At 59.7% G+C, this 25,506-nt stretch carries 25 protein-coding genes; 15 read left to right on the top strand and 10 right to left on the bottom strand.

The genetic code is table 11. From position 1 onward, the window contains the following. The first annotated feature begins 69 nt into the window (after positions 1-69). Positions 70-1,188, top strand: a complete 1,119-nt coding sequence (locus HB633_RS29700; RefSeq protein WP_213781699.1) for a DUF748 domain-containing protein — start codon at positions 70-72, stop codon at positions 1,186-1,188. On the opposite strand, the gene HB633_RS29695 is transcribed toward HB633_RS29700, so the two are convergent. The 3 genes from HB633_RS29695 to HB633_RS29685 are packed head-to-tail and all read right to left on the bottom strand — an operon-like array spanning position 1,189 to position 3,963. Continuing rightward, complete coding sequence (locus HB633_RS29695) at positions 1,189-1,812, bottom strand: HAD family phosphatase (protein ID WP_213781698.1); 624 nt, start codon at positions 1,810-1,812, stop codon at positions 1,189-1,191. Between the two features lie 18 nt (positions 1,813-1,830). Next, positions 1,831-3,651, bottom strand: a complete 1,821-nt coding sequence (locus HB633_RS29690; protein ID WP_213781697.1) for an aminopeptidase P family protein — start codon at positions 3,649-3,651, stop codon at positions 1,831-1,833. Positions 3,652-3,699: 48 nt separating this feature from the next. Further along, positions 3,700-3,963 carry a hypothetical protein gene (locus tag HB633_RS29685; RefSeq protein ID WP_213781696.1) on the bottom strand — a complete coding sequence of 88 codons (264 nt, stop codon included), beginning with the start codon at positions 3,961-3,963 and terminating at the stop codon, positions 3,700-3,702. Positions 3,964-4,167: 204 nt separating this feature from the next. Between HB633_RS29685 and HB633_RS29680 the strand changes: the two genes are divergently transcribed. The 7 genes from HB633_RS29680 (at position 4,168) to HB633_RS29650 (ending at position 10,233) form a co-directional block, all read left to right on the top strand. Then, positions 4,168-4,929 (top strand): response regulator transcription factor, encoded by a 762-nt coding sequence (locus HB633_RS29680; protein WP_213781695.1) that lies wholly within the window; start codon positions 4,168-4,170, stop codon positions 4,927-4,929. A 52-nt stretch (positions 4,930-4,981) separates the two neighbouring features. Continuing rightward, positions 4,982-6,286, top strand: coding sequence for a glutamyl-tRNA reductase (gene hemA, locus HB633_RS29675; RefSeq protein ID WP_213781694.1), 1,305 nt, complete (start codon positions 4,982-4,984; stop codon positions 6,284-6,286). Between the two features lie 94 nt (positions 6,287-6,380). Next, the gene (prfA, locus tag HB633_RS29670; RefSeq protein WP_213781693.1) at positions 6,381-7,463 is read left to right on the top strand and encodes a peptide chain release factor 1; all 1,083 of its coding nucleotides are present in this window, start codon (positions 6,381-6,383) and stop codon (positions 7,461-7,463) included. Further along, on the top strand, positions 7,460-8,287 hold the full coding sequence (prmC, locus tag HB633_RS29665; RefSeq protein ID WP_213781692.1) for a peptide chain release factor N(5)-glutamine methyltransferase: 828 nt from the start codon (positions 7,460-7,462) through the stop codon (positions 8,285-8,287). The genes prfA and prmC overlap by 4 nt, the downstream gene beginning before the upstream one ends. A 123-nt stretch (positions 8,288-8,410) precedes the next feature. Next, a complete protein-coding gene (gene grxD / locus HB633_RS29660) occupies positions 8,411-8,722 on the top strand; it encodes a Grx4 family monothiol glutaredoxin (protein ID WP_213781691.1) in 312 nt (103 codons plus the stop codon). Between the two features lie 13 nt (positions 8,723-8,735). Then, positions 8,736-9,350: a UbiX family flavin prenyltransferase gene (locus tag HB633_RS29655; RefSeq protein ID WP_213781690.1), complete on the top strand. Its 615-nt coding sequence runs from the start codon at positions 8,736-8,738 to the stop codon at positions 9,348-9,350. A gap of 97 nt (positions 9,351-9,447) precedes the next feature. Next, positions 9,448-10,233, top strand: a complete 786-nt coding sequence (locus HB633_RS29650) for a class III extradiol ring-cleavage dioxygenase (protein ID WP_213781689.1) — start codon at positions 9,448-9,450, stop codon at positions 10,231-10,233. A gap of 94 nt (positions 10,234-10,327) precedes the next feature. On the opposite strand, the gene HB633_RS29645 is transcribed toward HB633_RS29650, so the two are convergent. Beyond that, a complete protein-coding gene (locus tag HB633_RS29645) occupies positions 10,328-11,920 on the bottom strand; it encodes an amino acid permease (RefSeq protein ID WP_213781688.1) in 1,593 nt (530 codons plus the stop codon). 458 nt (positions 11,921-12,378) lie between these two features. Here HB633_RS29645 and HB633_RS29640 point away from each other — a divergent pair, with 458 nt between their 5' ends. Beyond that, positions 12,379-12,582, top strand: a complete 204-nt coding sequence (locus HB633_RS29640; RefSeq protein ID WP_060858913.1) for a cold-shock protein — start codon at positions 12,379-12,381, stop codon at positions 12,580-12,582. A gap of 133 nt (positions 12,583-12,715) precedes the next feature. On the opposite strand, the gene HB633_RS29635 is transcribed toward HB633_RS29640, so the two are convergent. After that, on the bottom strand, positions 12,716-13,966 hold the full coding sequence (locus HB633_RS29635; protein WP_213781687.1) for an Hsp70 family protein: 1,251 nt from the start codon (positions 13,964-13,966) through the stop codon (positions 12,716-12,718). A gap of 196 nt (positions 13,967-14,162) precedes the next feature. Between HB633_RS29635 and HB633_RS29630 the strand changes: the two genes are divergently transcribed. Beyond that, the gene (locus tag HB633_RS29630; RefSeq protein WP_213781686.1) at positions 14,163-15,641 is read left to right on the top strand and encodes an MFS transporter; all 1,479 of its coding nucleotides are present in this window, start codon (positions 14,163-14,165) and stop codon (positions 15,639-15,641) included. A 42-nt stretch (positions 15,642-15,683) separates the two neighbouring features. Here the strand turns inward: HB633_RS29630 and HB633_RS29625 are convergent, their stop codons facing one another. Further along, positions 15,684-16,280 carry a nitroreductase family protein gene (locus HB633_RS29625; protein ID WP_213781685.1) on the bottom strand — a complete coding sequence of 199 codons (597 nt, stop codon included), beginning with the start codon at positions 16,278-16,280 and terminating at the stop codon, positions 15,684-15,686. A gap of 121 nt (positions 16,281-16,401) precedes the next feature. Then, positions 16,402-17,685, bottom strand: a complete 1,284-nt coding sequence (locus tag HB633_RS29620) for an MFS transporter (RefSeq protein ID WP_213781684.1) — start codon at positions 17,683-17,685, stop codon at positions 16,402-16,404. Between the two features lie 192 nt (positions 17,686-17,877). On the opposite strand from HB633_RS29620, the gene HB633_RS29615 reads away from it, so the two are divergent. Together HB633_RS29615 and HB633_RS29610 are read left to right on the top strand one after the other, a co-directional pair. After that, positions 17,878-18,465, top strand: coding sequence for a TetR/AcrR family transcriptional regulator (locus tag HB633_RS29615; RefSeq protein ID WP_213781723.1), 588 nt, complete (start codon positions 17,878-17,880; stop codon positions 18,463-18,465). Next, positions 18,462-19,016: a DUF1415 domain-containing protein gene (locus HB633_RS29610; RefSeq protein WP_213781683.1), complete on the top strand. Its 555-nt coding sequence runs from the start codon at positions 18,462-18,464 to the stop codon at positions 19,014-19,016. The genes HB633_RS29615 and HB633_RS29610 overlap by 4 nt, the downstream gene beginning before the upstream one ends. Here the strand turns inward: HB633_RS29610 and HB633_RS29605 are convergent. Next, entirely contained in the window at positions 19,006-19,911 is a 906-nt protein-coding gene (locus HB633_RS29605) for an SAM-dependent methyltransferase (RefSeq protein ID WP_255581282.1), read from the bottom strand. The two genes, HB633_RS29610 and HB633_RS29605, sit on opposite strands and share 11 nt — an antisense overlap. Before the next feature lie 414 nt (positions 19,912-20,325). Between HB633_RS29605 and HB633_RS29600 the strand changes: the two genes are divergently transcribed. Next, positions 20,326-20,646 carry a DNA-binding protein gene (locus HB633_RS29600; protein ID WP_213781682.1) on the top strand — a complete coding sequence of 107 codons (321 nt, stop codon included), beginning with the start codon at positions 20,326-20,328 and terminating at the stop codon, positions 20,644-20,646. A 65-nt stretch (positions 20,647-20,711) separates the two neighbouring features. Here HB633_RS29600 and HB633_RS29595 read toward each other — a convergent pair whose 3' ends face one another. Beyond that, positions 20,712-21,419 carry an FCD domain-containing protein gene (locus tag HB633_RS29595; RefSeq protein ID WP_213781681.1) on the bottom strand — a complete coding sequence of 236 codons (708 nt, stop codon included), beginning with the start codon at positions 21,417-21,419 and terminating at the stop codon, positions 20,712-20,714. Positions 21,420-21,593: 174 nt separating this feature from the next. Here HB633_RS29595 and HB633_RS29590 point away from each other — a divergent pair, with 174 nt between their 5' ends. Together HB633_RS29590 and HB633_RS29585 are read left to right on the top strand one after the other, a co-directional pair. Beyond that, on the top strand, positions 21,594-22,616 hold the full coding sequence (locus HB633_RS29590) for a zinc-binding alcohol dehydrogenase family protein (RefSeq protein WP_213781680.1): 1,023 nt from the start codon (positions 21,594-21,596) through the stop codon (positions 22,614-22,616). 8 nt (positions 22,617-22,624) lie between these two features. After that, on the top strand, positions 22,625-23,740 hold the full coding sequence (locus HB633_RS29585) for a mannitol dehydrogenase family protein (RefSeq protein ID WP_213781679.1): 1,116 nt from the start codon (positions 22,625-22,627) through the stop codon (positions 23,738-23,740). 1 nt (position 23,741) lies between these two features. On the opposite strand, the gene HB633_RS29580 is transcribed toward HB633_RS29585, so the two are convergent. After that, on the bottom strand, positions 23,742-25,355 hold the full coding sequence (locus HB633_RS29580) for an NAD(P)/FAD-dependent oxidoreductase (protein ID WP_213781678.1): 1,614 nt from the start codon (positions 25,353-25,355) through the stop codon (positions 23,742-23,744). Positions 25,356-25,506 lie beyond the last annotated feature (151 nt).

Here is a 25,506-nt window from a genome sequence, read left to right as displayed (position 1 = left end):
GTATTGACGATAACGACCAACAACACATCGGCTCGCCGCCCGCGCGCGGCTTGATTTGGAGACATCGGGATGGCGGGTTCGAAGGCGCAGCGCTTGATGCTGTGGGCGGGCGCGGTGGTCGTGGTTCTGTTGCTCGCGGCAGGCGGCGGCTGGTTGTACGTCATGCACGAGATGAAGGCCCGAGTGGTTGAAGCGCTCGGGCCGCTCGGATCGGTGGAGGACGTGGATGTTGGTTATTCCCGGATCACGCTGAGCCGCGTGCGTTTGCGTGGTCCGCAAGGCTGGCCAACGGACGACGCCATGCGCGCCGAACGCGTGACAATTCATGTCGACATGCGCTCCGTGTTGACCAGCACGCTGCATCTGCGAAACATCACGGTGGATGGCTTTTATCTCTCGGTGGCGCGTTTCCCCGATGGCCGTGTCGACCTGCTTCCCAATCTCAAGCAATCCACGCGCGAAGCGCAAGCCAGCTCAACCGAAGCCGCCGACCATGCGCGTGAAGAGCGGTTGATCGATCACGTCTCGTTCGAACGCGGCGCCATGGAATTCTTTGATCAATCCGTACAGCAACCGCCGTATCGGATCCTGATCTCGAACGCGCGCGCAACCGTCGACAATTTGCATCTTCCCGCGCTGACCGATCCGACCAAGCTCGACATGACGGGCTCGATCAAGGGACCGTCGCACACGGGTACGGTTGCGTTCAATGGCTGGATGAAGATCGCGAACAAGGATTCGCAAACCCACACGACGCTGCGCAACGTCGATATCGCCACGCTCGATCCGTATTTGATGAAAAAGGCTGGCGCGCGCACGACGGTCGCCGGCGGCACGATCGATCTCACGCTCGACGCCACCGTACAAAACTACACGATCCATGCACCAGGAACCGTGTTGCTGAATCACTTGCAGTTGTCGGATAACGGGAACCCGCTCGACACGTTCCTCTCCATCCCCACGAAAATCGCGATCGCCGCGCTGAAGAATCACGACCAGATCAAGCTCGATTTCGAACTCGATGGAAACCTTCGCGATCCGAAGTTTTCACTCAATGAAAGCCTGACGAAGAAACTTGCCGTCGGGTTCGCGAAAGCACTTGGCGTGAACGCGGAAGGCGCCGCCAAGAACGCCGGCGGCGTGGTCAAGAGCATTGGTGACGCGCTGAAGAATCTGTTCTCGAAGTAATCAGACTGGCAAGCCGAGCGCTCGCAAACGCGCTTCGGTTTGCTCTGCATTCGTGTGATGCACGGCGTTCCAGCCGAGCGCGTTCGCGGCCGCGATGTTCTTGGCGTTATCGTCGATAAAAACGACTTCCTGCGGTTCGATACCTGGAAAATGCCGGTCGATTTCCTTCCACATCAACGCAAAAATCGCTGGATCGGGTTTGGCGACCAGCACGCGTCCCGATACAACCACTTCGCGAAAACGCTGCAGCACGGGAAAACGTTCCCAGGCCCACGGGAAGGTTTCGGCCGACCAGTTGGTCAGCCCGAACAGCGGAATACCCGCCGCTTCGAGCTTGTCGACCAGCGCGACGCCATCTTCCAGCACGCCCGCCACCATCTCCTGCCAGCGTTCATAAAACGCGCGGATCAGCGCTTCGTGCTCGGGAAATTTCGCGATCAATTCGGCGTTGCCATCGGCGATGGTCTGCCCCGCGTCCTGTTGCAACACCCAGTCCATGTGCACGACGTTGTCCATGAACCAGCGCCGCTCGGCCGCGTCCGGGATCAGGCGGCTGTACACATACTCGGGATTCCAGTCGATCAGCACGCCGCCGAAATCGAACACCACTGCCTTGATCGCCATGCGTTTATCGCTCCGTTTTCAGATTGCCTGCGTGCGTTTCTCGAGCCACGTTTTCGCCGCGCCCGAAACATGCGGCGAAACGCGTTCGAGAACCGTCGCGTGATAATCGTTGAGCCACGCGCGTTCGTCGTCGCGCAGCAAGGTCAGGTCGATACAGCGGGTATCGATCGGGCACAAGGTCAGCGTCTCGAACTTGAGGAAATCGCCGAATTCCGTCTTCCCGGCGGCTTCGTTCATCACGAGATTCTCGATGCGAATGCCCCATTTCCCCGGCCGATAAAGCCCCGGTTCGATGGATGTGATCATGCCCTCTTCCATCGCCGTGAAAGGCTCGGCCGGCGCGTAGTGCGAGATGACCTGCGGGCCTTCGTGCACGTTCAGGAAGTAGCCCACGCCATGCCCCGTTCCATGTCCGTAGTCCGCGCCCGCTTCCCAGATGGGCGCACGGGCGATGGCGTCGAGCATCGGCGAACGGATGCCGCGCGGAAAGCGCGCGCGTGACAACGCGATCGTCCCCTTCAGCACGACCGTGAAATCGCGTTTGTGCTCGGCCGTAATCGTGCCGATGGGCACCACGCGCGTGATGTCCGTCGTACCGCTCAGATACTGGCCGCCCGAATCGATCAGCAACAAACCATTGCCTTCGATCACCGAATGCGAGTCGTCGGTGGCGCGGTAATGCGGCATCGCGCCGTTCGCGTTGAACCCTGCGATGGTCGCAAAACTCAGCGTGACAAAACCCGGCCGGCGAGCGCGCGCGGCCGTCAGTTTTTCATCGATGGTCAATTCCGTGATCGTCTCGCGCCCGAGCGCATCTTCGAACCACGCGAAGAATTCGGCGAGCGCTGCGCCGTCCTGCTCCATGGTCGCGCGAATGTTGGCGGCATCGGCGGGAGTTTTGCGTGATTTGGCGAACGTCGACGGATTCACCGATTCAACGATCTTTACCTTCGCCGGCACTTTTTCCAGCGAACCGAACGTGACGCGGCGCGGATCGACGAGCAACGCGGAACCGGCCGGCAACGCGGCAAGGGCGTAACCGGTCTTGGCATATGGCTCGACATATACGTTGTCTTTCAGCAACGACGCTCTCAGTTCGGCGGGGATTTTTCCATCACCGACGAACACTGCCGCGTCGTCGAGCCCAATCAACGCATGCGCGACGAACACAGGGTTGTAGGTGACATCCGAGCCGCGCAGGTTGAAGAGCCACGCGAGGTCGTCGAGCGTGGAAATGAAATGCCATTGCGCGCCTTTCTCGCGCATCACGCGGCGAACATCGGCTAATTTATCCGCGCGCGTGACATTCGCCTGAGGCGCGGCATGCTCGTAAACACTATCCGGTGGCAGGCCCGGCCGTTCCGGCCAGACGACATCGAGCAGATCGAGATCCGTGCGCAGCACGATCCCGCGCGCGGTCAGCGCGTCTTTGAGCGTACGCGCGGCGGCCACGCCGAGCACGGTGCCATCCACGGAAACCGTGTCGCCCGCCGCGACATTCTCGGCAAGCCAGTCGATGTGCGGCGCGGACTGCTGGCCGGCCATCATCTTCACGAGCGTGATGCCAGTTCCGGCAAGCTGCGCCTCGGCTTGCGTCCAGTAGCGGCTATCGGCCCAGACGCCGGCGAAATCGCGCGTCACGACCAGCGTCCCGGCCGAACCGGTGAATCCCGACAACCACTGCCGCGCCTGCCACCGTTCGGGCAAGTATTCCGAAATATGCGGATCCGACGATGGCACCAGCACGGCAGCCAGCGCTTCCCGCGCCATGACGCCTCGCAGCAGCTCGATTCGGCGGGCGAAGGTCTGGGCATCGGGGGAATTCAGTCGATCGTTCATGAGGTCACCTGCAGGATTTATTTAGTACGCGCGTTCAGTGGAGCGCCTTTAGCGCCGCGCCGCCAGTCCAGCCGCGACGGTCACGGCTGCCAGCGCAATGAGCGCACAGGTCAGCCACTCGAGCGAATCGCCATCGTGAAAAGCGCCGGTGAGATTGCCCAGCATTTTCGCAATGACCGCTCCGAGAATGGCTGCTGCCAGGGCCAGCCAGAAACCGCCCGCGCGTTTTGCGCCCGAGCGGCGCAAGGGATGCAGCCACCAACCCGCCAATCCGACCACAAGCCCGAGAAAAACGATGCCAGGCCACCCCATCACAAATCCGTTCCGGCCGAATTCAGACTAAACCTATGTGTCGAACCGGAAGGGTGAACTAGCATTTTCAATCCCGTGTTATTAGAAGGTCTGGAAAGGCGCTCGCAGCGCAGCGGTTGAGTTTAGGGGGCTGGAATGGCGATGGCAAGCGCACGCCACGCCGCCCGGCACCCCCACTCGACGCTCGCGGCGGCGTAAGAAATCATGCGAATCGCCATCATCGACGCGGACGTCCAGCACGCCGCACTCATCCGTCGGACTCTCGTCCTGGACGGCCATTTCTGCCATTTCTTCCCGACTCCGCCGGCGCTGCTCGACCGTATGCGGCACGACACGTTCGACCTGCTGATCGCGGCCAATGAAACGCGCGATATGATCGGCGCGGAAATCATCGAACGCGTGCGGCATCTGGCGCCCCAGCTTCCCATCGTGTTGATGGCTGCAAGCCAGAACGAGGCCGACGTGGTCGCGTGCCTGAAAGCCGGCGCGGACGACTGCGTGTCGAAGCCCGTACGTTTCGACGAACTCGCCGCCCGCGTGGAAGTCCTCGCCCGGCGCAGCATGGTGCGCACGCCCGCGGCGGAGCATTTTGGCGACTATCGTTTCAATTCGTCCGAACTGAGCGTCAGTTTCGCCGATCAGCGGGTTCTGCTCACGCCGAAGGAGTTCCGCTTCGCGCGCCTGCTGTTCACGAACCTGTCGCGCGCCGTATCCCGGGCACACATCATGGAAGTGGTGTGGCCGCGAGGCAGCGACATGGCGTCGCGCACGCTCGATACCCATGCGTCCCGCCTGCGCTCGAAATTGCATCTTCGCCCGGAGACCGGATACAGGCTGACGCCGCTCTACGGCTACGGCTACCAACTCGACCGGATCGAAGCCAGCGAAATGCCTGGAGGCTTGTCTGGCATGGGTTACGCGGGTGGTTCGCTAACCGGAACTGAAGAAATTCGTGAAAGGCTATAATATCGGGCTAATTCTTAGGCATTTTTAAAGGCCATCAGCTCAGGCCCACAACATGCAGCTCCTCGCGATCGGTATCAACCACCACACTGCGCCTGTCGCCTTGCGCGAACGCGTGGCGTTTCCGGTCGAGCAGATCAAGCCGGCCCTCGGCGCGCTGAAGGACCTGTGGCTCGGGTCCATGGGCAAGGCGGCGCCGGAAGCCGCGATCCTCTCCACGTGCAACCGCACGGAGCTGTATTGCGCGACCAACGACAAGGCCGCACGCGACGCCGCTGTTCACTGGCTCTCGAAGTACCACAACCTGCCCGTCTCCGAGCTTGCGCCACACGTGTACGCGTTGCCGCAGTCGGAAGCGGTGCGGCACGCGTTCCGGGTCGCCTCAGGGCTTGATTCCATGGTGCTGGGCGAGACGCAGATCGTCGGACAGATGAAGGACGCGGTGCGCACGGCTTCGGAAGCCGGCGCGCTTGGAACGTATTTGAACCAGTTGTTCCAGCGCACGTTTGCCGTCGCCAAGGAAGTGCGCACGACCACTGAAATCGGCGCGCAATCCGTTTCCATGGCGGCCGCCGCCGTGCGTCTCGCGCAGCGCATCTTCGAGAACATTTCCGGACAGCGCGTGCTGTTCATCGGCGCCGGCGAAATGATCGAGTTGTGCGCAACGCATTTCGCCGCGCAAAAGCCGCGTGAACTCGTGGTCGCGAACCGGACTGCCGAGCGCGGCGAGAAGCTCGCGGATCGTTTCAACGGGCGCTCCATTCCGCTGTCCGAACTCCCCGCGCGTATGCACGAGTTCGATATCATCGTGTCCTGTACAGCGTCCACGCTGCCTATCATCGGGCTGGGCGCGGTCGAGCGGGCCGTGAAGGCACGCCGTCACCGGCCGATTTTCATGGTCGATCTCGCCGTGCCGCGCGACATTGAACCGGAAGTGGGCGAGCTGCAGGACGTGTTCCTCTACACCGTCGACGATCTCGGCGCCATCGTGCGCGAAGGCAGCGCGTCGCGCCAGGCGGCGGTGGCGCAGGCGGAATCGATCATCGACACACGCGTGCAGAACTTCATGCAATGGCTCGATGCACGCAGCATCGTGCCCGTGATCCGTCACATGCACACGCAAGCCGACGCCCTGCGCCGCGCCGAAGTCGAGCGTGCGCGCAAGATGCTGGCGCGCGGTGAAGACCCGGCGGCGGTGCTCGAAGCGCTGTCGCAATCGCTCACCAACAAGCTGATCCATGGCCCCACGCACGCGCTCAGCCGTGCGAGCCATGAGAATCGCGACCAGCTCATCGATCTGATGGGCGGACTTTACAAACACGGCCATCCGGCGGGATCGAACGATCCCACGGAAAATTAGCGCCCCTATCTCATCTCTTCATCTTCAGTAGCGCCGTTTTTTTACGGCCGCTTTCCTGACACGCAGTCTTCCCGGAGCCTCGCTCCAGCATCCCATGAAAACGAGCATGCAAAGCAAGCTCGACCAGCTCACTACCCGGCTGGCCGAACTCAATGACTTGATGAGCCGCGAAGATGTGACGGCCGATATGGATCAGTATCGGAAGATCACGAAGGAAAACGCGGAAATCGGTCCCGTCGTCGAGCAATACGCGTTGTGGCGCCAGGCTTCCAACGACGAACTGACCGCCCAGGAATTGCTCGCCGATCCGTCCATGCGCGACTTCGCCGAAGAAGAAATCGGCGAGGCGCGCGAGCGGATGGCGGTGATCGAACGTGATCTGCAAGCCATGTTGCTGCCGAAAGATCCCAACGATGACCGCAATATTTTCATCGAAATCCGCGCGGGCACCGGCGGCGATGAATCTGCGTTGTTTGCCGGCGACCTGCTGCGCATGTATCTGCGATACGCCGAGCGCAATCGCTGGACGGTCGAGATGATGTCGGAGAGCGCGTCGGATCTTGGCGGCTACAAGGAAGTGATCGTGCGGATCGCGGGCCTCAACGTGTATTCGAAGCTGAAATTCGAGTCGGGCGGGCATCGCGTGCAACGGGTTCCGGCGACCGAAACGCAAGGGCGCATTCACACGTCGGCGTGCACGGTGGCGGTGATGCCCGAAGCCGATGAAATCGGCGAAGTGGTGATCAATCCCGCGGATTTGCGCATCGATACCTTCCGCGCTTCGGGCGCGGGCGGCCAGCACATCAACAAGACGGATTCGGCCGTGCGGGTGACCCATTTGCCGACAGGGATCGTGGTGGAATGCCAGGACGACCGCTCGCAGCACAAGAACAAGGACCGGGCGCTGAAGGTGCTCGCCGCGCGAATCATGGACAAGCAGTATCACGAGCAGCACGCGAAGGAAGCCGCCACGCGCAAGAGTCTGATTGGATCGGGCGACCGCTCTGAGCGGATTCGGACCTACAACTTCCCGCAAGGGCGGATGACGGATCATCGGATCAACCTGACGCTCTACAAGCTGGACGCGATCATGGATGGCGATATCGATGAACTCGTGGCCGCGCTCGTCAGCGAGCATCAAGCCGAGTTGTTGGCCGCGCTGGGCGACGCGGAATGACAACGGTCGCCGGGTTATTGCGTGCATCGACGTTGCCTGCGCTCGAAGCGCGGATCTTGCTTGAGCATGTGCTCGGCTGGCGGCGCACGGAGTTGATCACGCGCGACGACGAGGCGTTGCCCGCGGAAAGTGTCGGCCAGTTCGAAACGCTTGCCGAGCGGCGTATGAATGGTGAACCGATCGCGCAACTCGTCGGAACGCGCGAGTTTTTCGGGTTGTCATTCGATGTCACGCCCGATGTGCTGATTCCCCGGCCCGAAACAGAGCTGCTGGTTGAGATTGCGCTGACGAGGATCGAGGGAATCGAAAGGCCACGTGTACTCGATCTCGGCACGGGCAGCGGCGCGATTGCCGTGGCGATTGCGTCGTCCCGCCCCGATGCTCAGGTCTGGGCCGTCGATCAATCGGCAGAAGCGCTGGCGGTCGCGGCTCGAAATGCATCGAAATTGCTTGGCGGCGACCGGACTCTGAACCTGCTTCAAAGCAACTGGACCGAAGCTTTGAACCCGGCGCTGCGGTTCGAGGTGATCGTGAGCAATCCGCCTTACATCGCGCAACACGATTCCCATCTGTCCGAAGGCGATCTGCGTTTCGAACCGCGCACCGCCCTCACCGATGAAGCGGACGGACTCAGCGCAATCCGCACGATCATCCAGACGGCGCCGTTTTTTCTCGCCGCGAACGGTTCTCTGTGGCTCGAGCACGGCTACGACCAGGCGGCGGAGGTTCGCGCGCTGCTGACCGCGCGCGGCTTCTCCGACGTGCGTTCGGAACGCGATCTCGCCGGTATCGAACGCGCCAGCGGCGGAGTGTTCGCTGCATGAGTTCCGGGCGCGCTCAAGCTGCGTCGATAGAAATCCGCTATCATTTCAGCCACGTTGGCGTGTGAAATCCCGCGCCGCTCGACCCCAAATCAACCCGCATTACAACGCATCGCAGGAAAGACCATGGATACGCAAGAACGCATCAAGCAAATCGTCGATCAAGCACCGGTCGTGTTGTTCATGAAAGGCACGGCGCAATTCCCGATGTGCGGTTTCTCCGGCCGCGCCATCCAGGTTCTGAAGGCTTGCGGCGTGACCGAGCTCAAGACGGTCAACGTCCTCGAAGACGAAGGCGTGCGCCAGGGCATCAAGGAATTCTCGAACTGGCCGACCATCCCGCAGCTTTATGTGAAGGGTGAGTTCATCGGCGGGTCGGACATCATGATGGAAATGTACGAATCGGGCGAATTGCAGCAATTGTTTACTGCCGCCTGAGCCTGACCCGAGCTTGGCCGCCGACCGTCCTTCTCCCGCCGCTCCCGCGCCGCGACGGCTGATCGTCGCGATCACCGGCGCGACGGGTTCTGTCTACGGCGTCCGGCTGCTCGAAACGCTGCGCCGCCTTGGTGGCGTGGAAACGCATCTGCTGATATCGAGTGCAGGCTGGCTGAACATCCAGCACGAGCTCGATCTCGATAAAACCACCGTCCATGCGCTCGCGGACGTCGTGCACAACGTGCGCGACGTCGGCGCGAGCATTGCGTCGGGATCATTCGCGACGGACGGCATGGTCGTCGCGCCCTGCTCCATGAAGACGCTGGCGAGCATTGCGCTGGGTTTATCGGACAACTTGATTACTCGTGCCGCCGACGTCGTGCTGAAAGAGCGCCGCCGGCTCGTGCTGATGGTGCGCGAAACGCCGTTCAATCTCGCGCATCTACGCAATATGACGTCGGTCACCGAGATGGGCGGCGTGATCTTTCCGCCGCTGCCGGCGTTTTATCAACGGCCGGGTTCTATCGACGAAATGGTCGATCACACGGTAGAGCGGGTCATCGATATGTTTTCGATCGGGCGTCCAATTGCCACCGCTTGGCCCGGCCTGAAGAGCGCCGAGCATTAACAACAAGCACGACACAATTCATCTCCTCAGCAACCGTTTATCAACACGCAGAGCGCACGTATATTTGTGGCAACTACTCTTTCAGAGGCTTGCTGCCATGTCCCGCCTTCCCACCATTTTTATTTCGCACGGCGCGCCCACGCTGCCCATCGATCCTTCGATGCCATCGGCCGAGTTCGCCTCGTTCGCTACCCGCTTCGACCGACCGAAGTCGATCCTCATGCTCTCCGCCCACTGGGGCACGGCGCAGCCGGTCGCGAGCATTGCCGAGCAACCGGAAACCATCCATGATTTTTATGGTTTTCCGCGTGCGTTGTACGAAATTCACTACCGTGCGCCCGGTGCCCCTGAACTTGGGAAACATGCCGCCTCGCTTCTGACGCAAGCCGGCATAGCGTCGGCGATCACGGAGCACGGGCTGGATCACGGCGCCTGGGTGCCGCTGTTGCTGATGTACCCGGACGCCGCGATTCCTGTCGCACAATTATCGATACAACCGCGTCTCGATCCCGCCCATCACTACCACGTAGGCCGGGCGCTGCAGACGCTGCGCAACGATGGCGTGATGATCGTGGGCTCGGGCCAGATCACGCATAACCTGCGCACGGCCGATTTCGGCGCGCGGCCGGAAGACGGCGATCCGCGCGTGACCGAATTCACAAACTGGTTCGAAGACAAGATGGCAAAACGGGATATTGCCGCGTTGCTGGATTATCGGAAACAGGCGCCGCATGCAGTCCTCATGCATCCAACCGATGAACATCTGCTGCCTATTTTTGGCGCGTTGGGGGCAGCGGGAGATGATTTCGAGCTCGATATTCAGTCGCTCGGTACATTCCAGAAAACGCTGGCGATGACGAATTACGTTTTCAGCAGCACCTGATTTACACGAAATCCGTCAACTTGCCGCAGAAATAAAAAACCCGCCGAGACTTCGGGCGGGTTTTTTGATTTCCGGCGGATTCAACGCATCATTTTCAATGACCAATGCCTTCCAGATTGTCATCGTGGATTTCGCGTTCTTCGAGATATTGCGTCCTGTAGCCGGTTTGCACGCCCCAGTAATAAAACGCGAGCGCTAACACAGCAACCAGCGCCATATCCCATCCGTACGGCAATAATCCGCGGCCGCCGAATTCCTTGCTGCCGATCAGCGACAAAACGGCCATCGAAGGCAAATAAGCGACCAGCCACCACGACGCCTTCAGGTCATTTCCCCACGAATCGAAGCCGGTTTTAGCCTGATAGTAGAAATAAACCGGTAACGCAACGACCATCAACACGATGATTTCACCGGTCAGCGGCCATTTGGCCCAGTACAGCACTTCCGAAGCACACACGAATGCGAACGGCGCAATGATGGCCATGCCCGGAATCGTCAACGGCCGATGCAGATCAGTGGCCGCCCGACGCAGTGCCATCAGGCTCACCGGGCCGGTCAGGTAGGAGATCACCGTGGCCACCGAAATCACGGCTGCCAGCGAACTCCAGCCACGGAAAAAGAACATGAAGATGAACGCGACGATCAGGTTGAAGAACATCGCCGGACGCGGCACGCCGTAAAGCGGATGCACGCTGCCGAGGAACTTCGGCAAGGTGTTGTTGCGCTCCATTGCATAGATCATGCGGGAGGTGGTCGCCATATACGTAGTGCCCGTGCCGCTGGGACTCACGAATGCATCGACGTAAAGCAGAAATGCCAGCCAATTCAAATTCAACGCCAATGCGAGTTCCGCAAAAGGCGATGCAAAATTGAAATGACTCCAGCCCTTCAATACATCGCCAGGGCTTACCGCGCCAATATAAGCGACTTGCAACAGCACATAAATGACCAAAGCAAGCAGGATCGAACCGATTACCGCGAACGGAATGCTCTTCGATGGATTACGCGCTTCACCGGCCAGATTAACGGGACTTTGAAATCCGTTGAAACTGAATACAATACCGCTGGTTGCAACAGCCGTTAATACCGCCGACCAACCGTATGGCGCAAAACTCGACGTCGTACCAAAGTTCTCTGCGTGAAAACCTGTCAGCATCAACCCGAGAATCGTGGCGCCGGGAATGATGAATTTAAAAACGGTAATCAGCGAGTTGGCGCGCGCAAACAATTTGACGCCCCAATAATTCAACAAGAAATAAACAATAACCAGCAACGCCGATAAACCCAACCCTATTGGCGTTAGAGATTCATCAACATAAAGTGCATGCGCCCAGGCATAAGGCCAAGTGCTCATGTATTGAATCGATGCCTCCGCTTCAATAGGAATGACCGAAACAATTGCGATCCAGTTCGCCCACGCGCTTACGAACCCGACCAGCGCGCCATGCGAATAGCGTGCGTATCGCACCATTCCGCCAGACTCAGGGAACATTGCGCCAAGTTCCGCATAGGTAAGCGCGATGGCGAGTATCACGAGCGCCCCAATGACCCACGCCACGATAGCGGCCGGTCCCGCAATCTTGGCCGCTTTCCACGCGCCGAACAACCAGCCGGAGCCGATGATGGAACCCAGACCCGTCAGCAGCAACGCGACTGGCCCAATGTTCCGTTGTATAGAACTTTTCACTCCATCTCCTTGAGTCAGCAAACTTCCAATCGGCCGATACGGTTTATGTGAACTCGCGCAATCTCATCGGTTCAATCCAGCTTCCCGCACCAGCGTGGCGCGTAGTTTAACGGCTGCCGACGCAATATGTTGTATGAGGTTTCCTAATCACGCATGAATTGTGGCTGCACCGACAAAGATCAAGAAACGAAAGTTTTGTAAGATATTCATTCGATGTCCGATGCTTGCATCCCGTACTCAGGTAATCGTATCTCAAAAAACCCCAAATTCCGCTTGGTTATTATTTGACCTTGAGTTTGATTCGCCGTATAAACCTTCTTGCAGGATTTCAAGCGGCGAGTGAATTGGTCTTTCGTAGTTCGCCCATTACGGTACTCCGGTTGGTCCCATTGCCCCTTCCTTGATTTTCATGCACATTCGGGCTTCGGCCTTATTCAACATCTTTAGGAACACGTAACATGGAAACCGGTACCGTCAAGTGGTTCAATGACGCAAAGGGCTTTGGCTTCATCACGCCGGACGGCGGCGGCGAAGATCTGTTCGCTCATTTTTCTGAAATTCGCACGGAAGGCTTCAAGACGCTTCAGGAAAACCAGAAGGTTACCTTCGAAGTGAAGACCGGCCCGAAAGGTAAACAAGCTGCAAACATCAAACCGGCCTAAGTTCTAGTCCGTTTGGTTCAGCAATAGAAAAACCCCGCATTCGCGGGGTTTTTCTTTTTTGCGTCACGGGTTTATCAAGGCTTATTGAGATTCAGCTTTAAATCCACTCAAACTAAATAGCAATTAATACCGATCAACCGAATAAACGCCGAGCGTAAATACCGAGTCCCGTTGCAACGCTCGCCAGACGATCGCCAAACACTGCCTCGGCCGTAGGGAACGCGCTGGATATCGATTGCGAGAGAAAGCTTAGACCCGTGGAACCGCCCGTGAAGTAGACCGCGCTGACATCGGCTGGCGCAACGCCCGCGCGACGCACGGTCTCCTCCGCCGCCTGTGCAATCCGGCGCGTTTCTTCCAGGCCTGCATCGACGAGCTGCTGCGCCGTAAAACCGATGCGCAACGCTTCCTCGACCTCTTCCATGCCGATGGACGTCTCGCCGCCGGCGGCCACGTCGATCTTCGCGGCTTCCGCGTGCGATGCCAGCGCGTGGCCAAGCCGCCGATCGACAACGCGCATCAACCGGTCGTGATGGCGCTGGTCGCTGTAAAGATGGCGCATCAGTTGCAGTTCGCCCACACGCTTGGGCGCATAGACGGTGTTGATCAGGTGCCACGTGGCGAGATCGAAATAGACGCGGTTCGGCACCTCGCGGCCTTCCGGCGCGATGGACTGGTAGCCGAGTTCGCGCAGGATGGTCGCGAGCTCGACGCGCCGGTCGAAGTCAGTGCCCGCCACGTGCACGCCGTAATGCGCGAGCACGTCGTCTTTACGCGACAACTTTTCCGCACGCTCCGGCCCGACGCGCACGAGCGAAAAGTCCGACGTACCGCCGCCAATATCCGCGACAAGAACCAGCGCTTCCTTTGTGAGACTGGCTTCGTAATCGAACGCAGCCGCAATCGGTTCGTACTGGAAATGGATGTCCGAAAGGCCAATGGCTTGCGCTGCGGCTTGCAACTGGTTTTGGGCGAGTTGATCGGCGCGCGGATCGTCATCGACGAAAAATACCGGCCGTCCCAGCACCGCGCGCGTGATCGGCGTGCTCGAAACGGCCTGCGCCTTCTGTTTCAGATGCTGGAGGAACAGCGTGATGACGTCGACATAACGGATCGCGGAACCGTCGCCGAGATCCGTGCTGGTCTCGGCGAGCGGCGAGCCGAGAATACTTTTCATGGAGCGCATCAAACGGCCGTCGAAGCCGTCGATATACGCCTCGAGCGCCGCGCGCCCGTAGGCCTGCTCGTCCTCGTCCGTGTTGAAAAAGACAGCGGTCGGCAGCGTCGTGGCGTTGCCTTCGACCGGAGCAAGCCGGATCGATGCCCCGTCGGGCAATGCGACCGCTGAGTTCGACGTGCCGAAATCGATCGCGCAATAAGTCATGGGGTGAGCGACGGCAGCGTGAACCCCGCCGAGCATCGCAAACAAAAAGTGGAGCGCGTTTTTAGCACGTAACGGGCTGCACATCAACCGGCGATCAAAAACATCGGCGACGGTACGGTTTTTGCTCGAAAACCCGGTAATTAGTGCTCTACCGGCGGTCATCTTGCCGGATTTTTCCACGTTCCCGGCGAAATGCATGAACGACACCACCACAGCAACCGACCTCGACCAGGATGACAAAGCGCCCGCCAGGATCATCGAAACCGATCTTCCTGGGCGGCTCGACAGATTGCCGTGGGGGCGGTTTCATACGCTGATCGTGGCGGCGCTCGGCATTACATGGTTGCTGGACGGGCTGGAAGTGACGCTCGCCGGCGCAGTGGCGAGCGCCCTCAAGGCGAGCCATGTACTGCAGTTTTCAAACGCCGATGTCGGCATTGCCGGCAGCGCCTACATTGCCGGCGCGGTGGTCGGCGCGCTGGGCTTTGGCTGGCTTACGGACCGGCTCGGGCGCCGGAAACTCTTTTTCATCACGTTGTTTCTATACGTGGCGGCGACGGCAGCGACCGCGTTTTCGTGGGATCTCGCCAGTTTCGTCTTGTTCCGCTTCCTTACTGGTGCGGGCATAGGCGGCGAATACACCGCGATCAACTCCACGATTCAGGAGTTCACGCCTGCCCGCGTGCGCGGCTGGACCGATCTCGCGATCAACGGCACGTTCTGGGTCGGCGCGGCTTTGGGCGCGGCTGGGTCCATCGTGCTGCTCGATCCTGGCTTGCTGCCGCCGGATTACGGCTGGCGCGCGTGTTTTCTTATCGGCGCGATTCTTGGGCTCGCGATTCTTTTCATGCGCATGTGGGTGCCCGAAAGTCCGCGGTGGTTGATCACGCATAACCGAGTGGACGAGGCGAAGGAGATCGTGGAAGGCATCGAGGCGCAGTTTCACAAGCATGGCGTGACCCTTTCGTCCGATCCGGTCAAGCCCCTGCGCCTTCATGCCCGCGACCACACGAAGCTGAGCGAAGTCTTCCATTCGCTGTTTTATTCTCACCGGCGCCGTTCCTTGGTGGGCCTGACGCTGATGACCGCGCAGGCCTTCTTCTACAACGCGATATTTTTCACCTATGCGCTGGTGCTGACGGATTTCTATCATGTGCCGGGAGACCACATCGGCTGGTACGTGTTGCCGTTCGCCGCAGGCAATTTCCTCGGGCCGCTCGTTCTTGGCCGGCTCTTCGATGTCCTCGGCCGCCGCAAGATGATCGCCTTCACCTACGGCATGTCGGGCATCTTGCTGACCATCAGCGGCTACATGTTCGAGCAAGGCATGTTGACGAGCACGACGCAAACCATCTCGTGGATGGTGATCTTCTTCTTCGCGTCATCGGCGGCGAGTTCGGCCTACCTCACCGTCAGCGAAACGTTTCCTTTGGAGATCCGCGCGCTGGCCATCGCCATTTTTTATGCCTTTGGGACGGCGCTGGGCGGCATTGCCGGGCCGGCGCTGTTCGGGCGGCTTATCGATACCCACCAGCGCGGCGCCGTGTTCACGGGCTATCTGATCGGGTCTGCGTTGATGCTGCTGGCGGCAGTCGTTGCGGGGATCTGGGGAGTGTCGGCCGAGCGCAAGTCGCTGGAGGACGTGGCGCGGCCGTTGTCATCGGCGGAAGATTGATGTTTCCCTCGCCGTTGCGGACCAAGGGAAACACGCCGTTGCTTATTTGAACGCCTTGTCCCAGGCGCCATCGAATGCAATTTCGCTGATCGCCACGCGTGCGCGCTGCGCGAGTTCACGTTCGCGCAGGGCGTCGTCGAGGGTGGCGGGGTCGCCCGGATGACCGAGCGAGATCATCGCGATGACTTCGACGTCGTCCGGCGGCGAAAAGGTCTCGCGGAACGCGTTGGTATCGAAACCGCTCATCTGGTGTGCAACCAGTCCCAGCGAATGCGCCTGCAGCGCCAACGAAAATGCAGCCGCGCCAGCGTCGTAAGGCGCCGTGCGGTTCACGTCGCCCTTCGCCGTCAGCGTCTTCGCCAGCACGCAAACCAGTACCGGCACGTTGGCGTTCCAGCCCTGGTTGAACGGCACGAGCGTGGCGAAGGCTTTATCGAACGCGGCCTGGTCGTGGTTGCGGTCGAACACCACGAAGCGCCACGGCTGCATGTTGTAGGAAGACGGCGCCCAGCGCGCGGCTTCCAGAACGCTATGCAACTGCTCGCGGCTCACAGCCGTGTTCGATATGGCCCGCGGGCTCCATCGGCCGGCCAGCAATGGGTCGATGGCAACTTCGGTAGGCGCGATTTTTTCGGTCATGGGCAATCCTGGTTCGGGTGGGTGAGTACGAGCGGCGCAATGAAACGCGCCGCAGCCGCAATAGGATAACCAAGGCCGCGAACCTGTGCTGCGGCACTGAAACTGCCGCCGTTTCGGATCGTTACGTTGCGACTGCCTGCACCCGCCGCGATGCCTTGTTGATCCGCAGGACCATCACGGCGGCGACAATGCACAGGCTGCCCGAGATCATGGTGGCGACCGTATAGGTGCCGAGGCTCGCGCGCAGCATGCCGCCGCCGAGCGCCGCGAACGCCGCGCCAAGCTGATGCGCCGCGACGACCCAGCCGAACACGATGGGCGCCGATTCCTTCCCGTACACATCGGTGGCGAGCTTGACCGTGGGCGGGACGGTGGCGACCCAGTCGAGGCCGTAGAACACGGCGAAGATCGGCAAGCCATAGAAATCGATACCAAACGCCTGCGGCAAGAACATCAGCGACAAACCGCGCAAGCCGTAATACCAGAAGAGCAGCACACGGGCGTTGAAACGGTCCGAAAGCCAGCCGGAAAGCGTCGTGCCGAACAAATCGAAGATGCCCATGGCAGCAAGAAGACCCGCGCCCTGCACTTCGCTCATGCCGTGATCGGCGCACATCGCGATCAGATGCGTGCCTATATATCCGTTCGTGCTCGCGCCGCAAATGAAAAAGCTGCCGGCCAACAGCCAGAAATCGCGCGTCTTGCTTGCCATGCCAAGCGTGCCGAACGCGAGCGTGATCGGATTTTTCTGCACAACGGGAGCCGGCGGAGGGGCATCGGCGGGTTCGCCAAATGGACGCAATACGAGGTCCGACGGACGTTCCGGCAGCAACCATGCAACCAGCGGCAACATGATCGCGGCTGCGGCGGCCACGACCAGCACGACGGGGCGCCAGCCAAAATGCTGGGCGATTGCTGCGAGCACCGGCAGGAACACGAGCTGGCCGGTCGCCGAACTGGCGGTGAGAACGCCCATTGCAAGACCGCGATGCGTGGTGAACCAGCGGTTCACCACCGTTGCCGCCAGCGTCATCGCAGCAACGCCGGTCGCGCCACCCACAAGCACGCCCCAGACGAGGACCATTTGCCAAGGCGCTGTCATCAGCGACGACAACGCCACGCCCGTCGCCAAAGTAGCAAGCGCGACCAGCACGGTCGGCCGAACGCCGAAACGCTGCATGGCGGCGGCGGCAAAAGGTCCCGTCAGCCCGTAGAGCGCCAGATTGATCGATATCGCCAGCGAAATCGTCGCGCGGCTCCAGCCGAACTGCTGCTCGAGCGGCAACATCATGACGCTCGGCGTCGCGCGCGTCCCGGCCGCGGCCAGCAGCACCAGGAACACCACGCCCACCGATATCCACGCGTAATGCATGCGGCCGGAAAGCCGCCTTGCTGCCCAATTCATGCTTCGCTCCGGTTTTTCATCGTTTTTCGCGTGACGGATCGGCCTCTACGTTACCGATCAGTCACATTGAGGTTGCGAGCTTAGTGACTGATCGGTAACATGTCAAGAATCCCTTCGGATTCAGAGGATATCGCTGTGGTACGAGCATCGACTGGAAACACTATCGCCGATAAAAAACCTGTGCGCCGGCACATGGACGGTGCGACCGCGCAGGAGCAACTGCTCGACGCGGCTGAACGGCTTTTCTATCGCGACGGCATTCGCGCAATCAGCGTGGACGCCGTCGTGGAACGCGCCGGCGTGAACAAGATGAGCGTGTACCGGCAGTTTTCATCGAAGGATGATCTCGTGGTCGCGTATCTCACGCGCATGGACGAGCGGTTCAGGGAACGCGTCGAGGCGAGTATCGCGAAGCATCCCGGCGACCCCGCAAAAGGACTCGTGCAAAGCATCGCGGATCTTGTCGAACGCGCGTCGCGGCCAGATTATCGCGGCTGTCCGTTCGTGAACGTGGCGTGCGAGTTCGCGGACCGGGAGCATCCGGCGCGGGTATCGGTTGCGCGCAACAAGGCTTATTTGATTGGACGATTGCTGGAGTTGTCGGAGGGAGCGGGCGCAGCCAATCCCCAGTTGCTTGCGGATTCGCTCGCGCTGCTGGTCGAGGGCGTGTATGCATCGAGCCAGACGTTCGGACCTGGCTGCGGCGCAATGCGCAGCGCGCCCTTGACTGCGGAGATGCTCGTGCGCGGCGCGTGCGCTGGAAGCAAGGTAGAAAAATGAACGAAGAAATTATCGATGCAACGCGGCATTGGCTGACGCAGGCGGTTATCGGGCTGAACCTGTGCCCATTTGCCAAAGCCGTGTATGTGAAAGAACAGATTCGCTACGCGGTAAGCGAGGCGCGTACGTTCGAGGACGTGCTGGCCGATCTGGAAAGCGAGCTCAAGCATCTCGCCGATTCAGACCCCGAAGAAACCGACACCACCTTGCTGATCGTTCCTTACACCCTGGGCGATTTCGCTGAGTACAACGACGCACTTCATTTCGCCGATACGCTGCTCAAGCAACTCAAGCTCGAAGGCGAACTGCAAATCGCGAGTTTCCACCCCGACTATCAGTTCGATGACGCCAGTCCCGACGACATCGAAAATTTCACGAACCGCGCGCCCTATCCGATCTTCCATTTGCTGCGCGAAGCGAGCATAGAACGCGCCGTGGATGCCTTCCCCGACGCCGCCGATATCTACGAGCGGAACATGTCGACGTTGCGCCGTTTAGGGCAAGCCGGCTGGCAAGAACAGATGAAACGCGACATCGATCTCAAGCCGTAAAGAAGCGCTCACGCATCTCCTCCAGACCGAGCGTTTCGAGGACATCGGACAGACGTTGCGCGGGTTTTCCGCGCGGTAAGTCCTTGAATTGCGCGATGATCAATTCGTTTTTCATCGAATGCTCCCAGCCGACGAGCTCCGTCACGCTGACCTGATAACCATGCGACTCCAGTTGCAGGCATCGCAAGACGTTCGTGATCTGGCTGCCGAACTCGCGCGTATGCAGCGGATGCCGCCACATTTCCGTCAACACATTCTTCGATAACGAATGGCCTTTGTTCTTGCGTAGAACAGCGGCTACTTCTGCCTGGCAACACGGCACGACCACGATGGTTTTCGCCTTTTTCTCCAGGGCGAAATGAATGGCGTCGTCGGTTGCGGTATTGCATGCATGCAAAGCCGTGACGACATCCACCGTTTCCGGCAACCGGTCTGACGTGGTCGATTCAGCCACCGACAAATTGAGAAACGACATCCCCTCGAAGCCCAAACGCGCGGCCAATTCCTCCGACTTTTCAACCAGTTCAGGGCGCGTCTCAATTCCATAGATATGTGACCGATCGCGCAGAGCTTTGAAGTAGAGATCGTAGAGAATGAAGCCAAGGTAAGACTTGCCTGCACCATGATCAACCAGCGTCACCGAACCCTGCTTTGCATGAATTTCCGCAAGCAAGGGCTCGATGAACTGAAACAGGTGATAGACCTGTTTCAGCTTGCGGCGGCTGTCTTGATTCATCTTGCCGTCGCGGGTAAGGATATGCAGTTCCTTCAAAAGCTCGATGGATTGCCCGGGACGAATGTCGTGCTTGTCGCCCGTCGAGCTGGCCTCCGGTTTTTGGTCGGACGAATCCGATGATGCATTGGGCGCGTTCAACGCCCGGGACTTCTTGGCCATCGTCTGGATACCGTAGGGATTTTTTGCGGAGGGATTTAGCGCGAAGTGTGCGCTAACCGCTGGATGTATCGGTGCAAATGCGCAAGTTTACCCAAAAGCGCAAAGACGCTCCCGCACAACGCAGCGTCAGGAATTGGTAAGCGTTCGATTGTCGTCATCACTCGGTCGAAGCTCACCGGTTTCAGATGGAACATTTCGTGCATTTAGAACGGGACAACCACGGGACGGATAGACGCAACGGCGGCATGAAGCCGCGAAACAAATCGAACAACAAGCCTGTAGCCAAGGGCGAGCGCGATTAACCGATGACCGGTGAGATGTACCGAGTCTCGTAACCACGCGCTGCCTGTTACGTAGCACCCACGCACACAAGGCGCGTTCCCTGAGGAACACGCGAACGAAATGAGGACGGCAATGGACCCAATCCGAGACAGTAAAGCCGAACGGCAGTTTCAAGAAATGCTCGCCAAGCTCACCGCATTGCCGGAATGGAGCGAAAAGCAACAACTGGAACTGGAGATGGCTCGAGAAATTTCCGGCGAAATGCTTCGGCTTGCAGAAGCCATGCGCGACGGAACCACCGACATGGAAACGTGCTTGACGATGCTCAAGTACGCCAAGGTCATGGATTTTGTACTGACGACGCTCGCTTCGCGTCGCGAGATCGCGCCGCAGACGTTGCGCGTGATCTTCAAGCTCGCCGGGCTGAAAGTCGACGAGGCTTACCCGGGCTGAGCGTGCATGTAGCGATGTCCCTGCGGCCAGTTCGACCTTTGCCTCGACTGGCTTGAAGCAAACTCTCAATGCTTGCGGCGTGTCATCAGCCGCTCGTAAGACGCTTTCAGATGGCGCTGCATGGCAGCCTGGGCCTGGATCGCATCGCGCGCTTCAAGCGCGTCGAGTATTTCCTTATGCTCGCTCAGCGCGTCTGCCCACGTTTCATCCCCCTCGAAATGCCCACGCAACGTTGATGACAACGGGCTATGCCGTTCATCGAAGAGACCTGCAACGGTACGTACCAGCACGTCATTTCCCGACATTTGCGCCACGGCCATGTGGAACGCGCGATCCGCTGCAAGCGGAATCTGGCCATGCGCGACTTGCCTTGCCATGTCCTCGTAGATGTCGCGCAACGCCCTGAGCGCCTTGGGCTTGGCGAATGCCGCGACGCTCGCGGCAATCGCGCCTTCGATCACCATGCGCGCCGTCATGATTTCCAGCGGGCTTTCGCCGAGTTCTGTACCGGCAAGCAAGGCCGGACGGGAACCCGGCGCCGGCGTCGCGCAAATATAGACGCCCGATCCCATCCGGATCTCGACACGCCCTTCCAGTTCCAGCGCCACGAGCGCCTCGCGCACGGATGGACGCGACACGCCGAGCATCAACGCCAGTTCGCGCTCGGACGGCAAGCGGCCGTTCGGCGCGAAACCCTTTTCGTCGATGAGCGCGCGCAGTTTGTCGGCGATCTGGAGGTAGAGACGACGCGTTTCGATGGGTTTGCCAGCCACAAGGTTTCCTTTTCTGCAGTATCACCCGCCGGTTTTCGCCGGCTGAACGCGTGAATTCTAAACATTCGCCGACGGCAATGGTCAGGCCAAACCCGCATTGACGGCAAATTGGCTTGACCAGTTGTCTTTTACGAAACTAACATGCACTCTGGTAAGGCCAAAACAATCAATCACATGAAAACTGTCATCTGCGAACAACCCGGCTCCCTTGTCCTGATCGATCGGCCGTCTCCGGAAGCCGGACCCGACGACGTCCTGATTCGCATCAAACGCGTCGGCGTGTGCGGCACGGACCTGCACATCTTTACCGGAAACCAACCGTTTCTCGCCTATCCGCGCGTGATGGGACATGAATTGTCGGGAATTGTCGAATCGGCGCCGTCGGGCGCGCGCGTCGCGAAAGGCGATCAGGTCTACGTGATGCCTTACCTCGCGTGCGGAAAATGCATTGCGTGCCGCGCGAAGAAACCGAATTGCTGCATGAACATTCGCGTCCTGGGCGTGCATACCGACGGCGGTCTGGTCGAGCAACTGGCCGTGCCGCAAGCCTTCGTGTTCAAAGCCGATGGCGTCACACTCGATCAAGCCGCGATGATCGAATTCCTCGCGATCGGCGCGCACGCCGTCGCACGCGCCGACGTGCAGCCGAAGCAGCGCGCGCTCGTGGTGGGCGCGGGTCCCATCGGCATGGCGGCGATGATTTTCGCCAAGTTGCGCGGCGCAGAAGTGACCGTGCTCGATAGCCGGGAAGATCGCCTGAAGTTCTGCGAGACGCAACTGAACGCTGATCACATCGTGCGCCTCGATACCACCGACGCCGCGACCGACGCCACTCAACTCGCCGAACTCACGGACCACGAGTTCTTCGATATCGTCTTCGATGCCACCGGCAACGTCAAAGCCATGGAACGCGGCCTGGAGTTCGTTGCGCATGGCGGCAAGTACGTGTTGATATCGATTGTTCGCGATCGCATTTCATTCGCCGATCCTGAATTCCACAAGCGCGAGACCACGTTGCTCGCGAGCCGCAACGCCACGCCCGACGACTTCGAAACCGTCCTCACCGCGATGCGCGCCGGCCTGATTCCAACAGCCGCGCTCAACACGCACACGCTGCAACTCGGCAACTTGCCGCATGAGTTTTCGAAGCTGCTGGATCCATCGGCTGGCGTGATCAAGGCGCTGGTCGAGTGTTGAGCGCATCAATGAGCAATCCCATTCTGCAATTCGGCACGAGCCGGTTCCTTCAGGCGCACGTGGATTTTTTCATAGCGCAAGCCTTGCGGCACGATCCTTCGAAGGCGCTTGGCCGCATTACCGTCGTGCAAACAACGGAGAGCGCTGAAAGCCGGGCGCGGATCGATGCGTTGCGTGCCTCGAGTGCCTATCCCGTGAGAATCCGCGGCAGAAAAGGCAATGCGACCATCGATGAAACCGTGCAATGCGACGCGATCACCGAAGCCTTGAACGCCGCAGATGACTGGCCGACGCTTCGTGAATGCATCCGGCATGACGTGAAGGTCGTCGTATCGAACACGGGTGACACGGGATACGTTTCCTTCGATGAGGACATCGCCCAAGGATTCGAAAGCCCCTCCGTACCGCGTGGATTTCCAGCGAAACTTGCTGCGTTGCTGCATGACAGGTTTATCGCCGGGGCCGAACCGATCACGTTGCTGCCATGCGAACTGGTTTCGCACAATGGCGATACCTTGCGAGACGCGGTCCTCAGCATCGCGAATCAATGGCACGCAGACGACGCGTTCATTCGTTATCTTCAACACGATTGCGTCTGGGTGAATTCGCTTGTCGACCGGATTGTCTCGGAGCCGATTCATCCGGTGGGCGCAATAGCCGAGCCTTATGCGCTCTGGGCCATCGAGCGCCAGGCGAACATGGTCTTGCCGTGCGAGCACGAAGACATCGTCGTCACCGATGACCTCGCTCACTACGAGCGCCTCAAGCTTTTGCTGCTGAATCTTGGGCACACGATGCTCGCCGAACTCTGGCTCGCCGATCAATCTGCCTGCGCGAATGTCCTGGATGCAATGCGCAACAACGCATGGCGCGAGACGCTGGAGTCGGTGTGGCAGGATGAAGTGCTGCCCGTCTTCGACGCATTAGGCAAGCACGATGCCGCGCGCGCCTATCTCGTCGATGTCCGCAATCGCTTCGAGAATCCTTTCCTCGATCATCGGTTAGCGGACATCGCGCGAAATCACGCGGAGAAGAAACAACGCCGATTCAAACCGGTGATCGATCTCGCACGCGAACTGGGTTTGGAGATCGAACAGAAACGGCTGCTAGCCGCGCTGCACTGATCTACTTCGCCATCATGTCCAACGCGAGCGCTTCGGCCACTTCGATCCCATCGATCGCCGCCGAATAAATGCCGCCGGCGTAGCCTGCGCCTTCGCCCGCAGGGTACAGCCCATCGACATTCATGCTTTGATAATTGTCCTTCCGGCGCACGCGTATGGGCGATGACGTACGCGTCTCCACGCCGGTCAGCACGGCGTCGTGCATGGCGAAGCCAGGGATTTTTTTATCGATCTGAGGCAGCGCTTCGCGAATAGCCTCGACCACGTAATCAGGCAATGCGCTGCTCAAATCGGTCATGCGCACACCCGGTTTATACGATGGCTCGACTGAACCAAGTTCGGTCGATGCCCGACGCGCGATGAAATCGCCGACCAATTGCGCCGGCGCCGAATAATCGCCGCCGCCAAGCTCGAACGCCCGTTCTTCCCATTGCCGCTGAAACGCTATGCCAGCCAGGGGACCGCCCGGAAAATCCTCCGGCGTGATCCCAACGACGATCCCGGCGTTCGCATTTCGCTCATTTCGCGAATACTGGCTCATGCCGTTTGTGACGACCCGGCCCGGCTCCGACGTCGCGGCCACTACGGTCCCGCCCGGACACATGCAAAAGCTATAAACCGCGCGCCCGTTGCTGCAATGATGAACAACCTTATAGTCAGCCGCACCCAGCAGCTTGTGTCCGGCGAACTTCCCGAACCGGCTCCGATCGATCAACCCTTGCGGATGTTCGATCCGAAACCCGAGCGAAAACGGCTTCGCTTCCATATACACGCCCCGGCGATGCAACATCTCGAACGTGTCCCGCGCGCTATGTCCCACCGACAACACGACATGATCACAACGCAGCGTCTCGCCATTGGAAAGCGTCAGCCCGCGAACCTTCCCGTTTTCAATCTCGATATCTTCGACTCGAGTATCGAACCGCACTTCCCCGCCGAGCTGGTGAATGGTGGCGCGCATTTTCTCGACCATCCCGACCAGCCGGAACGTACCGATATGCGGCCGGCTCAAGTAGAGAATGTCCTCCGGCGCACCGGCAAGCACGAATTCATCGAGAACTTTGCGCCCGTAATGCTTAGGATCTTTGATCTGGCTATATAGCTTGCCGTCCGAAAAAGTACCGGCCCCACCTTCGCCGAACTGCACGTTCGATTCCGGGTTTAATACGTTTTTGCGCCACAGACCCCACGTGTCCTTGGTCCGTTCGCGAACCGCTTTGCCGCGTTCGAGGATGATCGGGCGAAATCCCATCTGCGCAAGAATGAGCCCGGCGAACAAGCCGCACGGGCCCATGCCAATCACGACCGGTCTCGGCGAAGTCATCTGTTCGGGCGCTTTCGCCACGAACTTATAAGCCATGTCGGGTGTGACGGAACAATGCGGCTGATCGTCGAGATGTTGAAGGACGGCCGCTTCGTCGAGAACTTCCACATCGACGATATACGTGAGCTTGATGTCGGAGCGTTTCCGGGCATCATGCGCGCGACGAAACACCGTATAGCGGATGAGGCCATCGGACGGGACGTGAATAAGCGCAAGGCGCGAGCGAACAGCCGACTCGAGCTCGCTTTCCGAATGCTCAAGCGGAAGCTTGATTTCGCTTAAACGTAACATGGGGACCTGATTGTTTTGCAGACGCCCTGGACTTTGGGCAGAAGCGCTATTTTAGCGTGTTGATACCCACCAAGCCGATGGAAGGACAGATTCCTCTCCGACTCTGGACTTGGTCGAGAATGAGCCTGTAAACGCAAAAACCCCACTTTTA

The sequence above is a fragment of the Caballeronia sp. dw_276 genome, from assembly GCF_018449635.1.
Taxonomy (GTDB): domain Bacteria; phylum Pseudomonadota; class Gammaproteobacteria; order Burkholderiales; family Burkholderiaceae; genus Caballeronia.
The sequence above is the reverse complement of the archived record's forward strand: the minus strand, read 5'-3'. Positions and strand labels throughout refer to the sequence as shown.